The 19,834-nt window shown below is 47.0% G+C and carries 19 protein-coding genes, 2 tRNA genes and 1 pseudogene; 13 read left to right on the top strand and 9 right to left on the bottom strand.

The genetic code is table 11. The annotated features are described in order from the left end of the window. Positions 1–206: 206 nt before the first annotated feature. The 4 genes and pseudogenes from E5355_RS10755 to E5355_RS10740 all read right to left on the bottom strand — a co-directional run bounded on the left by E5355_RS10755 (position 207) and on the right by E5355_RS10740 (position 3,968). Positions 207–1,424, bottom strand: a complete 1,218-nt coding sequence (locus E5355_RS10755; RefSeq protein WP_136010371.1) for a sugar MFS transporter — start codon at positions 1,422–1,424, stop codon at positions 207–209. A gap of 319 nt (positions 1,425–1,743) precedes the next feature. Then, a pseudogene (locus E5355_RS20245) lies at positions 1,744–1,920 on the bottom strand (AAA family ATPase); the annotation flags it as partial. Positions 1,921–2,145: 225 nt separating this feature from the next. Beyond that, the gene (locus E5355_RS10745; RefSeq protein WP_136010369.1) at positions 2,146–2,961 is read right to left on the bottom strand and encodes a carboxymuconolactone decarboxylase family protein; all 816 of its coding nucleotides are present in this window, start codon (positions 2,959–2,961) and stop codon (positions 2,146–2,148) included. Between the two features lie 11 nt (positions 2,962–2,972). Next, positions 2,973–3,968 carry a flavin reductase gene (locus tag E5355_RS10740; RefSeq protein WP_136010368.1) on the bottom strand — a complete coding sequence of 332 codons (996 nt, stop codon included), beginning with the start codon at positions 3,966–3,968 and terminating at the stop codon, positions 2,973–2,975. Between the two features lie 442 nt (positions 3,969–4,410). On the opposite strand from E5355_RS10740, the gene E5355_RS10735 reads away from it, so the two are divergent. The 8 genes from E5355_RS10735 (at position 4,411) to E5355_RS10700 (ending at position 13,999) form a co-directional block, all read left to right on the top strand. Next, the gene (locus E5355_RS10735) at positions 4,411–5,697 is read left to right on the top strand and encodes a site-specific integrase (protein WP_136010367.1); all 1,287 of its coding nucleotides are present in this window, start codon (positions 4,411–4,413) and stop codon (positions 5,695–5,697) included. Between the two features lie 10 nt (positions 5,698–5,707). After that, positions 5,708–6,742, top strand: coding sequence for a hypothetical protein (locus E5355_RS10730; RefSeq protein ID WP_136010366.1), 1,035 nt, complete (start codon positions 5,708–5,710; stop codon positions 6,740–6,742). Between the two features lie 221 nt (positions 6,743–6,963). Next, positions 6,964–7,272 carry a DUF3853 family protein gene (locus E5355_RS10725; protein WP_007759946.1) on the top strand — a complete coding sequence of 103 codons (309 nt, stop codon included), beginning with the start codon at positions 6,964–6,966 and terminating at the stop codon, positions 7,270–7,272. Between the two features lie 11 nt (positions 7,273–7,283). After that, positions 7,284–8,354, top strand: a complete 1,071-nt coding sequence (locus E5355_RS10720) for an AAA family ATPase (protein WP_136010365.1) — start codon at positions 7,284–7,286, stop codon at positions 8,352–8,354. Positions 8,355–8,561: 207 nt separating this feature from the next. Next, positions 8,562–9,524, top strand: coding sequence for a toprim domain-containing protein (locus E5355_RS10715; RefSeq protein ID WP_136010364.1), 963 nt, complete (start codon positions 8,562–8,564; stop codon positions 9,522–9,524). Between the two features lie 182 nt (positions 9,525–9,706). Continuing rightward, positions 9,707–11,053 (top strand): MobV family relaxase, encoded by a 1,347-nt coding sequence (gene mobV / locus E5355_RS10710; protein ID WP_136010363.1) that lies wholly within the window; start codon positions 9,707–9,709, stop codon positions 11,051–11,053. Positions 11,054–11,384: 331 nt separating this feature from the next. Continuing rightward, complete coding sequence (locus tag E5355_RS20345) at positions 11,385–13,460, top strand: TonB family protein (protein WP_370649244.1); 2,076 nt, start codon at positions 11,385–11,387, stop codon at positions 13,458–13,460. Continuing rightward, positions 13,457–13,999, top strand: coding sequence for a L,D-transpeptidase (locus E5355_RS10700; protein ID WP_227186940.1), 543 nt, complete (start codon positions 13,457–13,459; stop codon positions 13,997–13,999). Before E5355_RS20345 ends, E5355_RS10700 begins: the two co-directional genes overlap by 4 nt. A 158-nt stretch (positions 14,000–14,157) precedes the next feature. Here E5355_RS10700 and E5355_RS10695 read toward each other — a convergent pair. Then, positions 14,158–14,231, bottom strand: a tRNA-Asp gene (locus E5355_RS10695). 165 nt (positions 14,232–14,396) lie between these two features. Here E5355_RS10695 and E5355_RS10690 point away from each other — a divergent pair. From E5355_RS10690 to E5355_RS10685, 3 genes are all read left to right on the top strand, one after another. After that, positions 14,397–15,713 (top strand): aminotransferase class I/II-fold pyridoxal phosphate-dependent enzyme, encoded by a 1,317-nt coding sequence (locus E5355_RS10690; RefSeq protein WP_136010362.1) that lies wholly within the window; start codon positions 14,397–14,399, stop codon positions 15,711–15,713. Between the two features lie 13 nt (positions 15,714–15,726). Next, positions 15,727–15,921, top strand: coding sequence for a hypothetical protein (locus E5355_RS20240; protein ID WP_328515066.1), 195 nt, complete (start codon positions 15,727–15,729; stop codon positions 15,919–15,921). 169 nt (positions 15,922–16,090) lie between these two features. Next, the gene (locus E5355_RS10685; RefSeq protein WP_136010361.1) at positions 16,091–16,699 is read left to right on the top strand and encodes a YqgE/AlgH family protein; all 609 of its coding nucleotides are present in this window, start codon (positions 16,091–16,093) and stop codon (positions 16,697–16,699) included. Here the strand turns inward: E5355_RS10685 and E5355_RS10680 are convergent. From E5355_RS10680 to recR, 3 genes are read right to left on the bottom strand one after another with little or no spacing between them, the layout of a single operon-like run. Beyond that, complete coding sequence (locus E5355_RS10680; RefSeq protein ID WP_136010360.1) at positions 16,692–17,228, bottom strand: GNAT family N-acetyltransferase; 537 nt, start codon at positions 17,226–17,228, stop codon at positions 16,692–16,694. The genes E5355_RS10685 and E5355_RS10680 overlap by 8 nt on opposite strands. Before the next feature lie 19 nt (positions 17,229–17,247). Next, positions 17,248–17,697 carry a hypothetical protein gene (locus E5355_RS10675; RefSeq protein WP_136010359.1) on the bottom strand — a complete coding sequence of 150 codons (450 nt, stop codon included), beginning with the start codon at positions 17,695–17,697 and terminating at the stop codon, positions 17,248–17,250. A gap of 49 nt (positions 17,698–17,746) precedes the next feature. Beyond that, the gene (gene recR, locus E5355_RS10670) at positions 17,747–18,364 is read right to left on the bottom strand and encodes a recombination mediator RecR (protein WP_035448317.1); all 618 of its coding nucleotides are present in this window, start codon (positions 18,362–18,364) and stop codon (positions 17,747–17,749) included. Between the two features lie 92 nt (positions 18,365–18,456). Here recR and yihA point away from each other — a divergent pair, with 92 nt between their 5' ends. Together yihA and E5355_RS10660 are read left to right on the top strand one after the other, a co-directional pair. Continuing rightward, complete coding sequence (gene yihA / locus E5355_RS10665) at positions 18,457–19,062, top strand: ribosome biogenesis GTP-binding protein YihA/YsxC (protein ID WP_217994168.1); 606 nt, start codon at positions 18,457–18,459, stop codon at positions 19,060–19,062. A gap of 14 nt (positions 19,063–19,076) precedes the next feature. Further along, entirely contained in the window at positions 19,077–19,673 is a 597-nt protein-coding gene (locus E5355_RS10660; protein ID WP_136010357.1) for a DUF4923 family protein, read from the top strand. 88 nt (positions 19,674–19,761) lie between these two features. Here E5355_RS10660 and E5355_RS10655 read toward each other — a convergent pair. Then, positions 19,762–19,834: transfer RNA gene (locus tag E5355_RS10655), tRNA-Gly, on the bottom strand.

Below are 19,834 nucleotides of genomic sequence, written 5' to 3'. Positions count from 1 at the left end.
AGTTCTTTGCAAAAAAAAGTCACCCGAAGAGAAATAATGAAATATTTACTGCTTTTTATAATCTTTGCTAAGATAGAAATGTTCACTATCGGTGGCGGATACACATCTTTAACGGCATTCGTCCGGCAGTAGCCACACTGATTGTGATTCCCTACATTTCGGGCTGTCCCCGTATGGATTTCCTTGCCGGAATCTCAGGCTTCCTCCTATATTGAGGAAGCGGTGGAGACAGACACCATCTTGCGGGCATATGCCCATACCACGCAATAAGCAACCAGCGGTACAATAAACGCCCACACCATCGTCGCATGATCTGCCACCAGCCCCATCAACAGCGGACCTACCACGCCTCCCACGGGAGACATCATCAGGAAAGAGGAAGCCCTCTTGGTATGATTTCCCAACCCGCGCAAGGAAAGGGCAAAAATCGTGGGAAACATAATAGCCTCAAACGCATATCCGCACAACAGAGCTGCAAGCGATACCATCCCTACATCCAGCAACACCAACGAAGTGGTCACTACTGTCCCCGTGGCACACACCAGCAACATTTTCTCGGCACGTACGCGTCCCATAATCCAGCTACCGGCAAAACGTCCCAACATGAACAGTCCCAATCCGCCGAAAGAAAGTACTACCGAAGCTTCGCGAGCATTCATCCAGTTTTGTTCCACCACATAGTTGATAAAGAAGCTGTTGATGGAAATCTCACCGACCTCATAAGCAAACAAGGCTATCAGCCCGAAAATGAAAAGCCGGTGCGACCACAATCCTACCTTATTACCAGCTTCGTCCACCTCCACACTATGTTCAATCTCGGGCAACTTGATTCTTGAAAAAACCAGCGCTACCAGCAGGACAACTAACCCCATACAGATATAGGGCAATGCGACATTGCCCGAGCCCGTCTGCCCATCCTTAGAAAAGAGCAGCAGTCCGGCAAGCACCGGTGCACAGATACATCCCAGACCGTTGAAGGATTGCGCGAAATTCAGTCGGCTGGCAGCTGTTTCCTTTGCGCCCAATTCTGTGGCATAAGGATTGGCGGCAGTTTCAAGAAATGTCAGTCCACAGCCTATCACGAACAACGCAAACAAGAAAAGATTAAAAGACAAATATTGCTGCCCGGGGATAAAGAGCAGCGAACCGATACCGTAGAGCAGCAGTCCGAATACCACACCCCGGCGGTATCCGAAGCGACTGATGAAAAGTCCTGCAGGAATGGCCATGATGAAGTATCCCATATACATCGTCATCTGTATAAAGGCCGAATGCGTCTTCGTGATGTCCAGTATCTCTTGAAAGTGCTTGTTCAGTACATTCAGAATGGCATGAGCAAATCCCCACAAAAAGAAAAGAGAGGTAATCAAAATGAAGGGCACAAGGTATTGTCTGCCCACCAATGGTATTCGTTTCTGCTTCATAATATGATAATTCCAGACAATCGTTACAAGGCGATTGATAATTGCGGGTGCAAAGATAAACAAAACTCCCGGTCTTTTCCCAACATTTTCACATTCGCTATTGTACAGAGCAGCTTTTTCTCTAACTTTACTGCCATCATACAATGTTAAGCCATGAAAAATGCCATCCCACGATACAATTTCTACAAAACTAAGAGCCTATTAAAAAATGACTGAAATCTTTTTCTAAAGAGGTTTCCGTATCCGTCAGATTATTTCTTTCTTTGAGGCGACCAAACTTAAAAAAAGATGTATCAGACAGATTTAACGGAAACCGAGTGGCAATATATAACAATTGCCCCGTCAAGTCGCGCAGCTCGGTATATTTCGTCAGACTGAAATCGACGTGCAGCACCGGATAGGCCTCCCACTCCTGCTCCAGCCGTTCCATGGCCAGTCCCTCGAAAGACACTTTATTCGTAATAAAGTAATACTTTATCACTGATAAAGCACTGCTTTACTCGCAATAAAGTGTTGCTTTACTCGCGATAAAGTGATACTTTATATTCAGCAAAGTGTTCGTACAGCTGTTGTATGCTGATAAAGAAGACGTTTAGTTCGGCCGTCTCAACACAGTCAGAACGAAGCAAAAACTATACTTTAATGAAAAAGTCTGATAAGGTTTTGAGCGAAGCTAATGACAGAGCAAAATGATAGTTTCAGTTTTGACTTGTGGATTGTATTATTTAAGTTTATCGTATTCTTCATCCGTCACCGGCTCTAGCCATTCATTAAAAGTATCCTCTCCGGGAACTTCGAAAGCAAGATGGGCAAACCAACCATCAGAAGCGGCTCCGTGCCAATGCTTCACATTTGCAGGGATATGGATAACCGTACCGGGTAGAATCTCTACTGCCGGCTTGCCTTCTTCCTGATACCACCCACGACCGGCAACACCGATAAGCATCTGTCCACCGCCTTTAGTAGCGCGGTGTATGTGCCAGTTATTGCGACAACGAGGCTCGAAAGTGACGTTAGAGACGGAAACCTGCTCACGTGAAATGGGAGCGAGATAGCTGTTACCTATGAAGTACTGTGCGTATGCAGTGTTCGGTTCTCCAATGGGGAAAATCATTTCACGCTGGAACGCGGCTTTGGTATCTTTACCGGCGGTGTCCTCTGCCCATACGCCTTTGGCCAGATTAAACGCTGCCCACGCTTTGGGCCAACCGGCATAGAAACCAATATGGGTGATGATTTCGGCAATCTCCGTACGGGTGATGCCGTTCTTTTTTGCCGACTGAAGGTGGAACACGAGCGAATTATCCGTGATTCCCTGACTGATAAGAGAGGTAATAGTTACTAAACTACGGTCGCGCAGACCGAGTTTGTCGGTGCGGCTCCAGACCTCGCCAAAGAGGACATCGTCGTTGAGCTCCGCAAATTTAGGAGCAAACTCACCCAACTGGGTGCGTCCTGCTGTCTGTACTATCTTTTCTTGTGCCATAACATTGAGTGTTAAAATGCTGAATACTGAAATAAAAAAAATCTTGTTCATAGTCGTTCTATTTATTGCATGAAGTTATTGAGCTTGTTAGCCGGATTAAGTGGCGTCTGGTCAGACAAGACCAATGATTTGACCATGTGCAACGTTCCTTGCTTGTATTTCTGAAAATGTTCTGATGCAATATGTTTTTCATAAGCCGCATGGCTCGCATAGGTTTCGAGGATGGTCACCTTGCAGGGATTCTCCTTCTCGCCGACCGCATACATAGTCAGCACGCCCGATTCGGTGCGCAGAGAGATTTCGCCTACTTCGATTGCGTATTTCATATACTCGTCGAGATACTGCGGATAAACCTCAATCTTCGACAACCGCACGATACCGTCAGCACTCATCGGCTCTTTGGCGCACATACCCGGCTGCTTATCCAGATTCAGGCAATTGCCGATAATCTCTCCCGTGGCAAGGTAGGAATAGGTCGGAAATTCAAACAATACAGGTTTCAGCTTCGTATAGTCGAGTTTCCCGTTATTATCAAGTACTTCAGGAACAGCATATGTATTGACTATCGCACAAATGAAATTGTCGAAACTTTCAGTTTCATAGATGTCTACCACCTCACACTCCATGGTGAGTGGCGATGCGTCTATAACGGGGGTACCGTTTTCGCCAATATGGTAGGCGAACACCTCTGACTTATCGACCATTGCACCGCTTACACTTCCCACATAGTCAGCTTTCTGCAATATTTCACGACTCACTAGATTGATGGAAAGTCGTTTTGAGTCCTTTATTCCTTGATTAGTGTAATGGCTTTTACTCATGCTGATGAGTATCCGGTCATGTCCAATAACACCCGTATGGCCTACCACTAGCCAGTTTACTTTCCCTTCAACCTCCGCCCCGACAACCGTCATCGGCTTGGGATAGAGCGCCAACAGATTTCCGAGATTTTTCTTGTTCGTTTCCATTATATTAGGTTGAACGGTGTTCTCCTTCACGGGGATACTGCACGATATTATGACAAGCAGTGACAAAGCTCCTAAAATTGTTTTTGCCATACTCTATATTACTCTATTTTTCTTGTTAAACTTCTGATGACAAAGATACCGCGATAGCACAAGCGAAGACGTATATGAGTTACGGATATTTGTACCCGAATTCCCGATTATACCGCAAGAAAGTTCAAGTTCATCAGATGAGTATAGTAAGACTGGCAGGAATCCTACGAATAATCCCACGCATGTTTTTTAAATCGTTATTCTTGCCGATACAGAAAACAAGAAAGCTCTGAAATTCTTGGATTCCAGAGCTTTGCTTTAATTTGATTTTGCGGTGCGTACGGTACTTTAACCTACGATTTTACAAAACATCATAAACTTGTAACTATCTACTAATAAACAGCTTATTACAATTGATATATATCGTAAAATATCATTCAAAATCTTTTGCTATCCCAATAATTGGGTGTATATTTGGGTGCTAATTTAATTACACCCGAATATGAATATCAAGAGAAACATCATCTTTTCTTTGGAGAGCCGTAAGAAGAACGGCGTACCAATCGTGGAGAATGTGCCTATCCGTATGCGTGTGATATTTGCCAGCCAGCGCATCGAGTTTACAACGGGCTACCGCATCGACGCAGCCAAATGGGACACAGACAAACAACGTGTAAAGCCGGGCTGCACCAACAAGCTGAAACAGAGCGCATCCGAAATCAATACCGACCTGCTGCGCTACTATACGGAAATACAGAACATCTTCAAGGAGTTCGAGGTTCAGGGAACCATGCCTACCACCGCACAAGTAAAGGAGGCTTTCAACAGCCTGCACAGCGAAAAGAGGGAGGAAGAACAGCAGAAACCCCTGACGTTCGCCCCTATGGAGGTATTCGGGGAGTTCATCAAGGAATGCGGGACACAGAACGGCTGGTCTGACGCCACTTATGAGAAGTTCGCCGCAGTGAGGAAACACCTTGAGAAGTTCGACAAGGAACTGACCTTCGGGGCACTGGACGAACCCAAGCTGACAAGCTATGTGAATTTCCTCAAGGACGTGGAAGGCTTGCGCAACACGTCCACCATGAAGCAGATAGCCTACCTGAAATGGTTCCTACGGTGGTGCACCAAGAAAGGATACTGCATGAACAACGCCTACGAGAGCTTCAACCCGAAGCTGAAAAGCGTCCAAAAGAAGGTGATATTCCTCACATGGGAAGAACTGAACAAGCTGAAAGACTACAAAATACCCCCGACCAAGCAATATCTCGAACGGGTAAGGGACGTCTTTCTGTTCTGCTGTTTCAGCGGGCTGCGCTATTCGGACGTGTACAACCTCAAACGGAGCGACATTCGGGACGGGTATATAGAAATCACCACCGTAAAGACTGCTGACCGCCTTGTCATCGAACTGAACAACCACAGCAGGGCGATACTTGACAAATACAAGGACGTGGAGTTTGAAGGACACAAGGCGCTTCCGGTCATCAGCAACCAAAAGATGAACAACTACCTGAAAGAACTGGGGGAGCTTGCGGAAATCAACGACCCGGTAAGCGAGACCTACTACAAAGGCAGCGAGCGTATAGACACCATTACACCCAAATACGCCTTGCTGGGCACCCATGCCGGAAGACGGACATTCATCTGTAACGCTTTGGCATTGGGCATCCCCGCACAAGTGGTGATGAAATGGACGGGGCACAGTGACTACAAGGCGATGAAGCCCTACATAGACATAGCCGATGACGTGAAGGCAAACGCAATGAGCAAATTCAACCAACTGTAACTATCACACTATGGACGAAAGAATAACATCAATGATACCCCGCTACGGGAAGCTCAACAAAATATACGCCGAAATAATGTCCGGCGGCAGTTTCTCTTTTGAGAAGCAACAGTTCATTTCCGATTTTTACAGAGAGTACGGGGACACGCAGACCTTTGAGGCGGCACTTATCAGCCTCATGCTTGAAATGGACGCCACACACTATTCCGTACTCCTGAACAGTCTGAAACGGGAGATTGAGAGCAACATCTCGACTTACAATGCCTGCAAGGAGTTTTTTGACCGTCTCGATACCGGATATGTCTGCCGACAGCATGAAAGCCGTTTTGACTGGGGTATTGACAGACAGATGAAAGTCACAAACGGATATTACCGGGAACTCATGAAAGCGAATGGTTCTTTGGAGGCAGTAGGTTTTAGGGAGCACGACCGTCAGGAAGAGGAACTGCTGGAAAGAAGGTACGAACGGTGCAAACGGGAATACGACAAGGAGAAAGCCAAACTGAATGAACTGTACACGCAGAAGGAGCAGGCAAGGCGGGAAGCCCTGCAATGCCTGCAAAACCGTTGCGGGGACATTTGCAGGCTGGGAGGCTCACTATTGGCAATCCTTGATAAATACCTGACCGACCAAAAGAAAAAGGAAGGGGAAGAAAAGGAAATTCCCTCATCCGCTACCACCCCAGCAAGCCCGCCCGCCTATTTCCCCATGCGACTGCTGTCAGCCATTTATGAGAAATGCAACGACAAACAGTTTGAAGCCGTTCCCGAAGCGGATTTCTACGCCGGAATGAACTTGCAGCCATGCAGAAACAGACTGAAGATAAGACCGGGAGAAAAGGCGCGTGTATGCTACCTGATATTCCTCATGAGTGAGACCCTCTCCAATCAGGACAGAGAGAAGTGGAAGGATGAAATCATGAGATTGCTGGACATAGACATAAAATATTACAAATCCAAATACAAGGCACCCGTTCCCCGTACAGATTTAGCCAGTGACAGCAATCAGGAATTTGCCAAGGAAATGCGGTCTATATTCCGATAGCCGGTGATATGTCCCGACATTCCACGACACGACCACTTTTACCACCCAAAATAATTTCTACCACTTCTTATTACTTACTGATATTTAACAAGATAGCGTGATACCCTAATCACGCTATCCACATCCTTACCACCCATACCCGGAACTAACTTTGCACTGTTCGAACGAGGTAAAAAGCCCATGCGCAGGGCTTACAGTACAAACGTTAATTTCATTCTGATATGGAAATTAGAGACCTTTTATCAAAGCCCGTATGGCAGATGACGGGCGAAGAGTTCATATTCCTGAACCGCCATGCCTTGCAGGGAAGCGAAACGAAGCCAGCCCAGCCAGCAGCCGACAAGGACAAGAAATACGTGTACGGGATAGGCGGCATAGCCCGGCTGTTCGGGTGCAGCATACCCACAGCAAACCGCATCAAGAAAAGCGGGAGGATAGACAGAGCCATTACGCAGATAGGGCGCAAAATCATCGTCGATGCGGACATGGCGCTGGAACTGGCAGGACGTAAAAGCGGGGGACGCAGATAGGGAGGTGCCATATGGAAAACAAGGAAAGAAACATCACGCCCGAAGAGGCGGTAATCCTATGGCATGCCTCGCGGCTCGACCTTTCGGAAGACTACGAGCAGGCACCCGAAATCCTGAAAGTGCAGGGCTCCGTCATCGGCACGCTGGGAAACTTCAGCGCGTCAATCGGGAAAGCCAAGAGCAAGAAGACATTCAACGTCTCCGCAATCGTGGCGGCTGCGCTGAAAAACGGGACGGTACTGAACTATACGGCAGAACTGCCCGAAAACAAGCGGAAAATACTTTATGTGGACACCGAACAGAGCTCCTATCACTGTGCGAAAGTGGCAAGGCGCAGCCTGCGCATGGCGGGACTGCCGACAGGCAGCAACCATGAGAACCTTGAGTTCCTCGTCCTGCGGAAATACACACCCGAAGAGCGCATAGCAATCGTGAAGGAGGCAATCTACCGGACTGAAAACGTCGGGCTGGTAATCATCGACGGAATACGGGACATGGTGTACGACATCAACAGCCCCGGCGAATCCACGAAGGTAATCTCCCTGCTGATGACATGGACGGGGGAAAGGAACATCCACATCCATACCATACTGCACCAGAACAAGGGGGACGAGAATGCAAGGGGGCACATCGGAACCGAGCTGAGCAACAAGGCGGAAACGGTGCTGCAAGTGGAGAAGGACAGCAAGAACCCCGACATAAGTACGGTCAAAACCGCACATATCAGGGCGGTGGACTTCGAGCCGTTCGCATTCCGCATCAATGAGGAAGCATTGCCCGAACTGCTGGAGGACTACCAGTTCAAGGACAAGGATGAGACAAAAGGAAATAGGGAGAAGTTCGACCCGTACAAGGACATCACCGAGAGGCAGCACCGCATCGCACTGGAAGCGGCATTCACCCTGAAAGACGAATACGGCTATCAGGAACTTGCGGAAGCTTTGCAGGAAGCATACGCCTCTGTCGGTGCCACACTCGGCGGCAACAAGGTGGTAAAACTCATCACCGTACTCAAAAGCAAGCGGATGATAGTGCAGGAGAACGGCAGGAAATACACCTTCAATCCCGACTTCCACTATTAGCGGCACAGACCGGAAACCACTTTACTTTAGTCAGGGCATATATATACGTCAGAGTAAAGTGAAGTGTTCCGGTTACTGATAAAAGCACTTTACTTTATTCCCGTACCATATATATACGGAAGTAAAGTAAAGTGGATACAGCCCGTAATATACGGAAAGGTACGGGCGAAAAGAAAAAAAACAATATCCACTTAAACAGAAATCTACATGAATACGAATGAAGCGAAACAGATACGCATAGAGGAATACCTGCACAGTCTCGGCTACGACCCGGTAAGGCGGCAGGGAGGAAATTTATGGTACAAGTCACCGTTCAGGGACGAGCGGGAGCCGTCCTTCAAGGTGAATACGGAACGCAACCTATGGTACGATTTTGGCGCGGGCAGGGGCGGGAACATCATCGCACTGGCGCAGGAACTCTACGCGTCCGACAGCCTGCCCTACCTTTTGGAACGGATAGCGGAGCAGGCGCCCGGCGTGCATCCGGTCTCCTTTTCTTTTGGCAAGCAGACACCCTCAAAACCGAGTTTCCAACAGTTGGAGGTGGTGCCGCTCTCTTCCCCCGCCTTGTATTCCTATCTGCGGCAGAGGGGGATAAATACGGAGCTGGCAAAAAGAGAATGCAGGGAAGTGCGCTATCTGACCGACGGCAAACCATACTTTGCCGTCGGCTTCCCCAACCGTTCGGGAGGCTACGAGATACGCAACAAGCTCTTCAAGGGGTGCATCGCACCGAAGGACATCACCCACATACGGCAGGAACAGCCGAGGGAGACCTGCTGCCTCTTCGAGGGCTTCATGGACTACCTCTCCTTCCTCACCCTGCGGCTGGAAAGGTGTCCGGAGCGCCCCGACCTTGACGGGCAGGACTACATCGTGCTGAACTCGACTTCCAACCTATCCAAAGCAATCCGACCTTTGGACGGTTACGGACGCATCCATTGTTTTCTTGACAACGACAAGGCGGGAATGGAAGCCGTTCAGGAACTGCGGGAGGAATACGGGCTGCGTGTCCGGGACGCGTCACACATATACGGAGGCTACAACGACCTGAACGACTTCCTTTGTGGTAAACGGTCAGGACAAGCGGAACGACGGCAGGAGAAGCAGGAACCGGAGGGAGGACAACGGCAGGCAAGGCAGCCGAAAAACAAAGGCATCAGGATGTAACCGCACGTGCACCGGAAGGCTTTAAAAAAGCCATAGCTCATTAGGGCTTTTTCTTCACGCAATGCACGCATTGCTAAAAAAGCCCCAATGAGCAAAAGGGACGCCGCCCCTTTTGAAACCCCGGAGCCATGCGGCATGGGAACAAGGCAGGGGAAGTATTAACCGAAAAATGTATTACAGTTATGGGATATGCAGTTTTGCATTTGGAAAAGGCAAAAGGTGCGGACGGTGCAATGTCCACGCACATAGAGCGTACCGTCCACCCCAAGAACGCGGACAGTACGCGCACGCACCTGAACCGGGAACTGGTGCAGTTTCCCGAAGGGGTGAAGAACCGCACCGAGGCGATAGCGCACCGGATAGAAACGGCAGGCATCAGACGCAAGGTGGGCACCAACCAGGTGAAGGCAATCCGGGTACTGCTCACCGGAAGCAACAAGGACATGAAGCAAATGGAAGCGGACGGGCGGCTTGACGGCTGGTGCAGCGACAACCTGAAATGGCTCCGTGAAACATACGGGGAGCTGAACCTCGTGTCGGCAGTCCTGCACATGGACGAGAAGACACCGCACATACACGCCACAGTCGTACCGATAGTGACCGGGGAGCGCAGGAAAGCCAGACAAGAAGAACGGAACGGGAAAAAGAAATACAGAAAGAAGAACCCGCAGGACGTGAGGCTGTGCGCTGATGACGTCATGGCAAGGCACAAGCTGAAACACTATCAGGACACCTATGCCCAAGCCATGAGCAAGTACGGCTTGCAGAGAGGCGTGGACGGCTCGCTGGCAAGGCACGTTTCCACCTCGCAATACTACAAGGAACTGGTGGAGCAGCAGGACAGCCTGCAGGAGAATATAGAAAACCTGCTGCAACTAGAAGAGGAAGCGCTGAAGAAACTAAAGCAGGTCAAGGGGGAAATCAACACGCAGAAGATGAAGAATGCGGCAGTAAACGCCACCACAGCCATAGCGGACGGGGTGAGTTCTCTTTTGGGAGGCAGCAAGGTCAAGAGACTGGAAGCGGAGAACGAAAGTTTGAGGCAGGACATTGTGAAGCTGCAAAAGCGGGTACAAGCCGAGCAGAGGGAACAGAAGAACATGGAGAACCGCCACAACAGCGAGATAATCAGAATAGACCGGAGTTACCAACAGAAAATTGCAGGGTACGACAATAGGCTGAAACAGATAGATACCTATTTCCCTATCGTAACGGAACTGCTGCCCATAGCCGAACAATGCCGGGAAGTGGGGTTCACCGAGGAACTGACAAGGCGAATCGTCAGCCTGCAGCCCGTAGGGTTCAAAGGCAGGCTCTATTCGAAAGAACACAAGGAGAGGTTCAGGACGGAGCACTCGACGGCAACCGTGGAGAGGAACCCGCAGGAGAATGGGAAATTCAGGCTATGTATTGACGGTATGCCCATACTCGAATGGTTTAAAATGAAATTTCAGGAACTCAAAGAAAAATTGGGTATAAGCCGCACCCAAAAAGAGGAAAACACACCGAAGAGGGGATTAAGATTATAAATATACTATATTATAAATATATAGTGGCAGTTTATAAAGCCTATCCATTTTTTTGCTAATTTTGCAATCGGAATTGAGCAGTGGCTCTTTTCGGTACATATTAAAAGAAGAAAGAAGCGTTATGCTCATCTTGCGTTCGAAAACCTGAGAAATTTTCAATGTATGACAAGAGAAGGCATAGTGGTTCTCACGCTATAGGCGTGGGCTGCTATTACCATATCTGTCATACAAGGTTTTCTCAGGACCTTCGAACAAAGGCATGGCATTGCAGTTCCACGCTTCGTGTTTTTATAAACTCATCTTGGAACTGGGATGATAAAGTTTTAAACTCATGGCACTGATAAATTGTAGTGAATGTGGAAGCCAAATGTCTGACAAAGCTCAAAGCTGTCCAAAATGTGGTGCACCCAATCCCAATGCATCTATGCGGATTCCGATGGGATTTTCCTTTAATCCATGCGCTTGGCATAGCGATGCACCAGCTGTATCGTCTTGCGTTACTTGTGGAAGAGCGATGTGTAAAAAATGTGTAGATTCAGCACCTTTTACATTAGACAATAAGCCGCAATGTAATGAATGTAGCTTGCAGATGTTAGCAGAGAACATAGCAGCTAATAAAAAAACAAAAGCCTGGTCTATTGTCAAACTTATATTCTTGTTGTTCTTCATGTCTATCGGACTTATGATGTATTTGTCAAATCCAAATGACATCATGAATGCATGGATTTATGCAGGTCTTGGCGGACTTCCCTCGGCATTGAAAACCTTTGTAACCCGTTCAGCAGAAGAAAAATGGGCAGATGAAGCCATGTCACGTGTAAATCCGAGTGAAGGATGTTTCCAACAAATGGTTGCTTTCATCATCAAAATAATCTTTGCTTTTGTTTTCGCTCCAGTTGCTGCTATTTGGTTTACGATAAAGAATAGTATCGCTATCGCAAAATCCAGTCGTGCTATCAAGGCAGACCAAGAGGATTACGATACGATTCAGTCACGTATGCAAGAAATGGAACACCCTAATGAAGAACTTGCCCCCTATATCGAGCAAGAACCACAAATGACAAGTCAGACTTCTGCCTATGCTCCGGCTCAACCTGAAATTCCGTCACAACAAGTCAATCCTAATCAAACATCTACTGATGCGATACATTCGCAACCCGCCCAGACTTTTCAAACTCCCCCGGTTGCACCGTCTTATCAAGTACCGACATCAACAAAACGGAACAACACCCTGATTATTGGCATTGCCATTGGTGCGATAGCACTTGTCGGACTTATAGCAGGATATTTCATATGGTATGTTCCTTATGCCAAAGATAGGGATGCGCTGCGCACTTATGTAGTTGCCAACAATGTATTTTTGCGTTCATCAAAAGTAGCAGGGGTAGAGTACAATATTTTATCCAAAGTGCCTTATGGCTCCGAACTGATTACCTATTCCAAAGATACGGAATGGGCAGAAATCAAGGTAAATGGTGTGGAAGGGTTTGTTGCCTCTCCATATTTGCTTGAATGGAACGATTTCAAATTGCTTAATGATGTATGGGGCAGCGCAGACACAAAGGAATACATCGAATCTTCCAAGTGCCGCCTTGCAATACTTGATTACTGCAAACGCAATCAACTTACTACCGGGAATGACGGTTGGCAGCTTTACACGTTGCAGAAAAATGTAAAGCCTAATAATGTTTTATTCCCCCGTTTGAATAATGGCTATGAGAAATTTACAGAATTCGCCTTTATCCTCAAAAACAACGCCACGCAAGAACGGCGGTTTGCCATATATTCTTTTGATGAAGAAACAGAGCAGCCTATCTTCCTATATGAAGAGAATGCACCGGAAGACGGGCAAATAAAGAATGTAAAATATAACAATGGAAGGAATGAATATAGCGTGACCTATACCGGAAATAATGCCGTTGCTCAATCTAAGGAAACATACACGCAACAGCAAAACCAAAACACCGTAAAAGAAATCCCATACGTACCGGTAGTTGAAGCAGAGGCAGAAAAACTTGTGATAGCGGAAGACGACGCACCGACTGGCGCAGGCGTGAATGATGTGGCTGTTGCTAATGCGGATGATAACAGCATATATGAGGTTGCCGAACAAATGCCTGAATTCCCCAATGGCGGAACGGCTGGTCTGATGAATTTTATCGGCAAGAACTTAAGATACCCCACTTATTGCCAAGAGGAAGGCATACAGGGCAAGGTTATTGTGGCATTTGTGGTAAACAAAGACGGTAGCACAAGCGATTTTAAAGTTTTATGGAGTGCGAATAAATATTTAGATAAAGAAGCACTGCGGGTTTTAAGTAATATGCCCAAATGGAAACCCGGTAAACAGAAAGGCGTACCCGTGAGGGTTAAGTACACCGTACCTATCAATTTTAAACTCTCATGAGAACTACATTAGGAGTATTTTTACTGTTAGTAAGTTGTGTATGTACATGGTTGGTATGCAGTTTTCATCATCAGAGGATTATCTCTAAAATTGAGAACGCCAACATTATAGTCATATCCAAACAAGATATGCAGCTAAACCTAATCGACTACAAAGGAGATACATTGTTTTGCGCTCCTATTGCGGTAGGGAAGGCATACGGAAACAAACAGAAGCAGGGAGATATGCGTACTCCGGAAGGGGTATTCCAAGTTGTTGATATTCAAAATGCGTCTGAATGGACACATGATTTTCACGACGGCAAAGGAGAAATAAAGGGGGCATACGGAAAACACTTCATACGCTTGAAAGTACCCGGACATAAGGGAATAGGCATTCACGGAACACATGCCCCTAAAAGTATCGGAAGTAGAGCGACAGAAGGATGTATCCGGTTAAATAATGACGATTTGGAACGGTTGGTAACCTTAATATATCCCCCACTAACAGTTGTTATCACTCCGTCCGCAATGGACGAAAGCCAAAATTTGAAGAAATAAAATATTTCAATAGTAGAAAGGATTATTTACCTTACAAGTAAGTTGTCCTTTCTATTTGTATTTCCCACTTTGCTATTAAATCAAAGCACCCGATTTTACATTGCTGGGTGTAAAATCGGGTGTTTTCTTTATAACTTGTTGATTTTCAATATTTATTGCGGTGCGTACGGGACTCGAACCCGTGACCCCATGCGTGACAGGCATGTATTCTAACCAACTGAACTAACGCACCATTATTTCATTTCTTAGTTGCTATCTCTCTCGATTGCGGTTGCAAAGGTAGACATTTTTTTTATATCTGCAATAGCTTGAAAGAAAAAAAAACATCTTTTTTTCAACACAACTTGATTATAAGAGATTTATGTTACCTTTGCAAAACCAAATTAATATTGAAATCATGAGAAATACTCCTATTGAACGTAAGTTGATAGATGAAACTATCGCAGATTTTCATATCACAGACTTTGCCAAAGCAACCATCCGTGAAGTAAAAGCCATTGCCGCCAATGCCGAAACAGCATCAGGTGTGGAATTCATAAAAATGGAAATGGGTGTACCCGGACTCCCCCCCTCTGCCGTGGGCGTAAAGGCCGAAGTGGAAGCTTTGCAGAATGGCATCGCCAGCCTCTATCCGGATATAAACGGACTTCCCGCCTTGAAGCAGGAAGCATCACGTTTTATCAAAGCCTTTATCAATGCAGATGTGGCCCCCGAAGGTTGCGTACCAGTTACCGGCTCCATGCAAGGAACTTTTGCTTCATTCCTCACGTGCAGCCAGTGCGATGAGAAAAAGGATACCATTCTCTTCATCGACCCCGGTTTCCCGGTACAGAAGCAGCAGTTGGTCGTAATGGGACAGAAATATGAAACCTTTGACGTATACGACTACCGTGGCAGCAAGCTGAAAGCGAAACTGGAAAGTTACCTCAGCAAGGGTAATATCTCTGCCATCGTCTATTCCAACCCTAACAATCCCAGCTGGATTTGCCTGAAAGAAGAAGAGTTGCGCATCATTGGCGAACTGGCAACCCAATATGACGTCATTGTTCTGGAAGACCTCGCCTACTTTGCCATGGACTTCCGCCAAGACCTGAGCAAACCGTTTCAAGCGCCTTACCAACCTTCCGTGGCACACTATACAGACAATTACGTGCTGCTCATTTCCGGTTCCAAAGCGTTCAGCTATGCCGGCCAACGCATCGGTGTAAGCTGCATATCAGACAAACTGTATGACCGCGTCTATCCCGGGCTGACACAACGCTACGGAGGCGGAACCTTCGGCACAGTATTCATCCACCGCGTACTCTATGCACTCTCCTCCGGCACCAGCCACTCTGCGCAGTATGCTCTTGCCGCCATGCTTAAAGCAGCCAATGAAGGTCAATACAACTTCCTTGATGAAGTGAAAGTGTACGGCGAACGTGCTCACCGCCTGAAGGAAATCTTCTTGCGCCACGGTTTCCATTTGGTATACGACAATGATTTGGGTGATTCCGTTGCCGACGGTTTCTACTTCACCATCGGCTATCCGGGTATGAGTAGCGGAGAACTTGCACGGGAATTGATGTACTACGGCGTAAGCGCCATTTCGCTGGTAACTACCGGAAGCCATCAAGAAGGATTGCGTGCCTGCACTTCCTTTATCCAAGACCATCAGTACGACCAACTGGACGAACGTATGGCAATTTTTGCCGAAAATCACCCCGTCCAATAAAAGACAGTCCTATATGCCCCTATCAATTGATGCCGGTATCCCACCACAATCGGGTGCCGGCATTGCCATCTCTACCCAGCGCCTCTACCACAGCGGCATACCGTTCGGCATTCTCCGTCTTCAGTCTGCCAGAAAAGTTCAGATGGCGAACGAATGTCCCGGACGCTGCATACGCTCTATAAATTCCTCCAAGCAATCCGTCCTATAGAAAACAGCCCTAAAGTTAACGTATAAATAGTGTAGTATATTTCATTGTATTAAATTGCCCATTATCTGCAAGCTTAAGTATTCTCTCCGAATAAAAAGGCCATGAAGTCCGAGAAAAGAAACTTTTAAAATGAAAAACAGCTAGGTTTTTTTGTTTATTGTGGAATATTATGTATATTAGTGGCATGTATAGCAATATAAATCTATTCAAGATAGAAACAAACCATGTGGTTCCTGCCCGGGGAAAGGTCTTGATTTCCGAACCCTTTTTGTGTGACCATATGTTTGGACGGTCCGTCATTCTGCTGGTGGATCATACACATGACGGCACAATGGGGCTGGTTCTGAACAAACCTCTCCCTCTATTCTTGAATGATGTGCTGAAGGACTTCAACTGCCCGGAAAACATACCTATCTATAAAGGAGGACCGCTCAGTACAGATACGTTGTTCTATCTGCACACTCTCAAAGGCATTACCGGAGCATTATCCATCGGTAAAGGCTTCTACCTGAACGGTGACTTTGAATACATCAAAAACTACATCATGCAGGGAAATCCCGTTAAAGGCAAAATCAGATTCTTCTTGGGATACTCCGGCTGGGAGTACGAACAGCTGGGCCGGGAAATTGAAGAAAACACCTGGCTGGTAGGCAAAGAAAACATCAGTTCGCTAATGGACGAGGCGGCCAGCGGTACACTCTGGAAGAAAGCCCTGTGCAAGCTTGGAGCAAAATATGAAATATGGTCGCGCTTCCCCCAGATTCCCGCACTCAATTAGCGCTGCGGAGAAGCTGCAACAGTACGACATCCTTATAACGCCCTCCTACGCGCCACCACTCCTTCAAAAGCCCGCAACGCACAAAACCGCAGGATTCAAAAAGGCAGATACTTGCCTCATTATCCAACGAAATATGAACTATCAGCTGTTTCAGATACAAGAAACCGAAAACATAGTCGCACAGCAAGCACAACGCTTCCTTGGCATAACCATTGCCCTGATACTCCTTCCGTATGGCAATGCCCACCTCTCCACGGGCATGCATGGGAGAAAACTCTGTAATGTCAATAGTACCTATCACCGCATCATCCTCTACACGTACAATCATCATACGCAGTTGGCGGTCGGCAAACATATCGCACTCGGAATTCTCTATATATTGTTTCAATACAAATCTGGAATAAGGCACGGTGAAGTTCGTCACATCCCAAGTCCGGGAATCATTCTCCATGGAATACATCACTTCCAGGTCTTCCGGCTCCATAGCACGAAGACGCACCCTTTCACTGCAGAAATAAGATTTATTCATATTTTTCAGTCCGTTATAGTTATTCTTTATTGATATGCAGTTCCTTACGCAATCGTTCCTCACCCGGCAGGCAGAACAGAGAAGCCGTCAGTCCTATCAGTGCGCACAGTATACCCGTACTGCTCAACACTATATAATAGGTGAAAAAGCCCGCAAGCACCGGTATAGCAAGCAATGCCAGCCTCACGCCACTCCACATTGCATAGAACCGGAGGGCTTCGGGAAGTGTCACTACATCTATTTTCCGAATCAATACCCAAGAAAAAAGTTTCAGAGACACGGGTACGCAAGAGGCAGCCAGCAGAATGGTTATCGTCTCGGCCATATAAGTGGCACGTACATCTCCGGCATACATACCTACCCATCCGCCTCCGGCTTCTCCAAACAGTATGAGCAAGATGGGGAGTATCCAGAAACAGGCAAAAGCAATTCGAACACGCGCCGCGGTCTTCTTTATTTGTTCTTCCATTCAGTTAATTGATAGTAGATAATGAATAATTGATAATACCCCAACACAATCAGGCTGTTCCCGAAAATGGGGTGCGGTTCACGATACTGCGTCCCAGAGTCACTTCATCCGTATACTCCAGTTCGTCTCCGATGGAAATGCCACGAGCTATGACTGAGAGCTTCACCCCCAACTTTTCCAGCTTACGGTAGATATAAAAGTTTGTCGTGTCTCCCTCCATCGTAGTGCTCAGCGCAAGAATTACCTCATTGATACCACCAGCGGCCACCCGCTGTACAAGGCTTTCTATCTGCAAGTCTCCGGGACCAATGCCATCCATCGGCGAGATAACGCCACCCAGCACGTGATACAGGCCACGGAACTGTTGTGTAGCTTCCACAGCCATCACATCACGAATATTCTCCACCACACAAACCACCGAAGCGTCTCGTTGCGGACTGGAACAGATGCGGCACGTCTCCGTATCTGATATGTTATGGCATACCTTGCAATATTTCACTTCATGCTTCAGCGTCACAATGGCATTGCCGAACGCTTCCACTACTGCCGTATCCTGACGGAGCAGATGAAGAACCAGCCTCATAGCCGTCTTACGTCCCACTCCGGGCAACTTGGCAAACTCATTTACTGCCTTCTCCAATAATGTCGAGGGAAACTGTCCATTCATACTTAAAATTTTCCTATTGGCCACAAAGATAGTGCAAACTTATGAAATTAGTGCTACCTTTGCCACACGTAAAACCCCAAAAAGGCAACAAAATGAATATTACAAACGCTGAATTCGTCATCAGTAACACAGACGTGCAGAAATGCCCCGCAGGTACATTTCCCGAATATGCTTTCATCGGGCGCTCCAACGTAGGAAAATCCAGTCTCATCAATATGCTGACCGGAAGGAAAGGACTTGCCATGACCTCTGCCACACCGGGAAAGACCATGCTCATCAACCATTTCCTCATCAACAAGAGCTGGTACATTGTAGACCTTCCGGGGTATGGCTACGCCAAACGGGGACAGAAAGGGCAGGAACAAATCAAGCGCATTATTGAAAGTTACATACTGCAACGCGAACAGATGACCTGTCTGTTTGTTCTTATAGATAGCAGGCTGGCTCCCCAAGCCATCGACCTCGAGTTTACGGAATGGTTGGGCGAAAACGCTGTACCTTTTGCCATCGTATTCACAAAGGCCGACAAACTGAAAGGCGGCAGACTGAACACCAACATCAACGAATACCTGAAACAGTTGAAGGAACAATGGGAAGAGCTGCCCCCCTACTTCATCACCTCTTCCGAGAACCGCATGGGACGGAAAGAGCTGCTGGACTATATCGAAAGTATCAACAAAAGCCTAAATAGCAAATAATAGAAACAAGTAAAATGAAAAGATTAGTTTTTTGGCAGCTTTTTGTTGCCGCACTGTTGCTGACTAGCAATAGTCACGCACAATCCATCAAGGATTTGTTCAACAAAGAAAATATAGAGAAGGCGGTAAATGTTGTAACCGGCAAGTCAACAGCGAATATGACCGGCACTTGGTCGTACACCGGCTCTGCCATTGAATTTGAATCGGACAACCTGTTGCAGAAAGCCGGCGGTACCGTTGCCGCCACAGCCGCAGAAAAGAAACTGGACGAACAACTTGCAAAAGCAGGTATCAAAGCCGGACAAATGTCATTCACATTCAATGCCGATAGCACATTCAGTGCCAAAGTAGGACAAAAGAGTATGAAGGGAAGCTACTCCTACAATGCATCCACCCAAAAGGTCAACTTGAAATTCGCCAAGCTGATAGGTATGAATGCCAAGGTCAACGCTACCTCCAAAACTATGGACTTGCTGTTCGAATCAGACAAACTATTAAAACTGATAACCTTCCTCTCCAGCAAAAGCAGCAACTCCACCCTGAAGAGTATCGGATCGCTGGCCAACAGCTACGACGGAATGATGCTCGGATTGTCATTACAGAAACAGTAACAACAACTTCGGACTCGTTCCAGTTCTATACAATGAAAAAATCCCGCAAGCACTGAATAATGCTTGCGGGATTTTCTATCTGAAAAAGAGCGGAAAACGAGACTCGAACTCGCGACCCTAACCTTGGCAAGGTTATGCTCTACCAACTGAGCTATTTCCGC

The organism is Bacteroides muris (ex Afrizal et al. 2022), assembly GCF_004793475.1.
Classification (GTDB): Bacteria; Bacteroidota; Bacteroidia; order Bacteroidales; family Bacteroidaceae; genus Bacteroides; species Bacteroides muris.
This window is presented reverse-complemented; position numbering and strand designations above follow the sequence as displayed.

Bases quoted from the DNA above. Each gene is read 5' to 3' on its own strand.
- E5355_RS10755 (WP_136010371.1), bottom strand. From the start codon at position 1,424: ATGAAGCAGAAACGAATACCATTGGTGGGCAGACAATACCTTGTGCCC.
- E5355_RS10745 (WP_136010369.1), bottom strand. From the start codon at position 2,961: ATGAACAAGATTTTTTTTATTTCAGTATTCAGCATTTTAACACTCAAT.
- E5355_RS10740 (WP_136010368.1), bottom strand. From the start codon at position 3,968: ATGGCAAAAACAATTTTAGGAGCTTTGTCACTGCTTGTCATAATATCG.
- E5355_RS10735 (WP_136010367.1), top strand. From the start codon at position 4,411: ATGAATATCAAGAGAAACATCATCTTTTCTTTGGAGAGCCGTAAGAAG.
- E5355_RS10730 (WP_136010366.1), top strand. From the start codon at position 5,708: ATGGACGAAAGAATAACATCAATGATACCCCGCTACGGGAAGCTCAAC.
- E5355_RS10725 (WP_007759946.1), top strand. From the start codon at position 6,964: ATGGAAATTAGAGACCTTTTATCAAAGCCCGTATGGCAGATGACGGGC.
- E5355_RS10720 (WP_136010365.1), top strand. From the start codon at position 7,284: ATGGAAAACAAGGAAAGAAACATCACGCCCGAAGAGGCGGTAATCCTA.
- E5355_RS10715 (WP_136010364.1), top strand. From the start codon at position 8,562: ATGAATACGAATGAAGCGAAACAGATACGCATAGAGGAATACCTGCAC.
- mobV (WP_136010363.1), top strand. From the start codon at position 9,707: ATGGGATATGCAGTTTTGCATTTGGAAAAGGCAAAAGGTGCGGACGGT.
- E5355_RS20345 (WP_370649244.1), top strand. From the start codon at position 11,385: ATGGCACTGATAAATTGTAGTGAATGTGGAAGCCAAATGTCTGACAAA.
- E5355_RS10700 (WP_227186940.1), top strand. From the start codon at position 13,457: ATGAGAACTACATTAGGAGTATTTTTACTGTTAGTAAGTTGTGTATGT.
- E5355_RS10690 (WP_136010362.1), top strand. From the start codon at position 14,397: ATGAGAAATACTCCTATTGAACGTAAGTTGATAGATGAAACTATCGCA.
- E5355_RS20240 (WP_328515066.1), top strand. From the start codon at position 15,727: ATGCCCCTATCAATTGATGCCGGTATCCCACCACAATCGGGTGCCGGC.
- E5355_RS10685 (WP_136010361.1), top strand. From the start codon at position 16,091: ATGTATATTAGTGGCATGTATAGCAATATAAATCTATTCAAGATAGAA.
- E5355_RS10680 (WP_136010360.1), bottom strand. From the start codon at position 17,228: ATGAATAAATCTTATTTCTGCAGTGAAAGGGTGCGTCTTCGTGCTATG.
- E5355_RS10675 (WP_136010359.1), bottom strand. From the start codon at position 17,697: ATGGAAGAACAAATAAAGAAGACCGCGGCGCGTGTTCGAATTGCTTTT.
- recR (WP_035448317.1), bottom strand. From the start codon at position 18,364: ATGAATGGACAGTTTCCCTCGACATTATTGGAGAAGGCAGTAAATGAG.
- yihA (WP_217994168.1), top strand. From the start codon at position 18,457: ATGAATATTACAAACGCTGAATTCGTCATCAGTAACACAGACGTGCAG.
- E5355_RS10660 (WP_136010357.1), top strand. From the start codon at position 19,077: ATGAAAAGATTAGTTTTTTGGCAGCTTTTTGTTGCCGCACTGTTGCTG.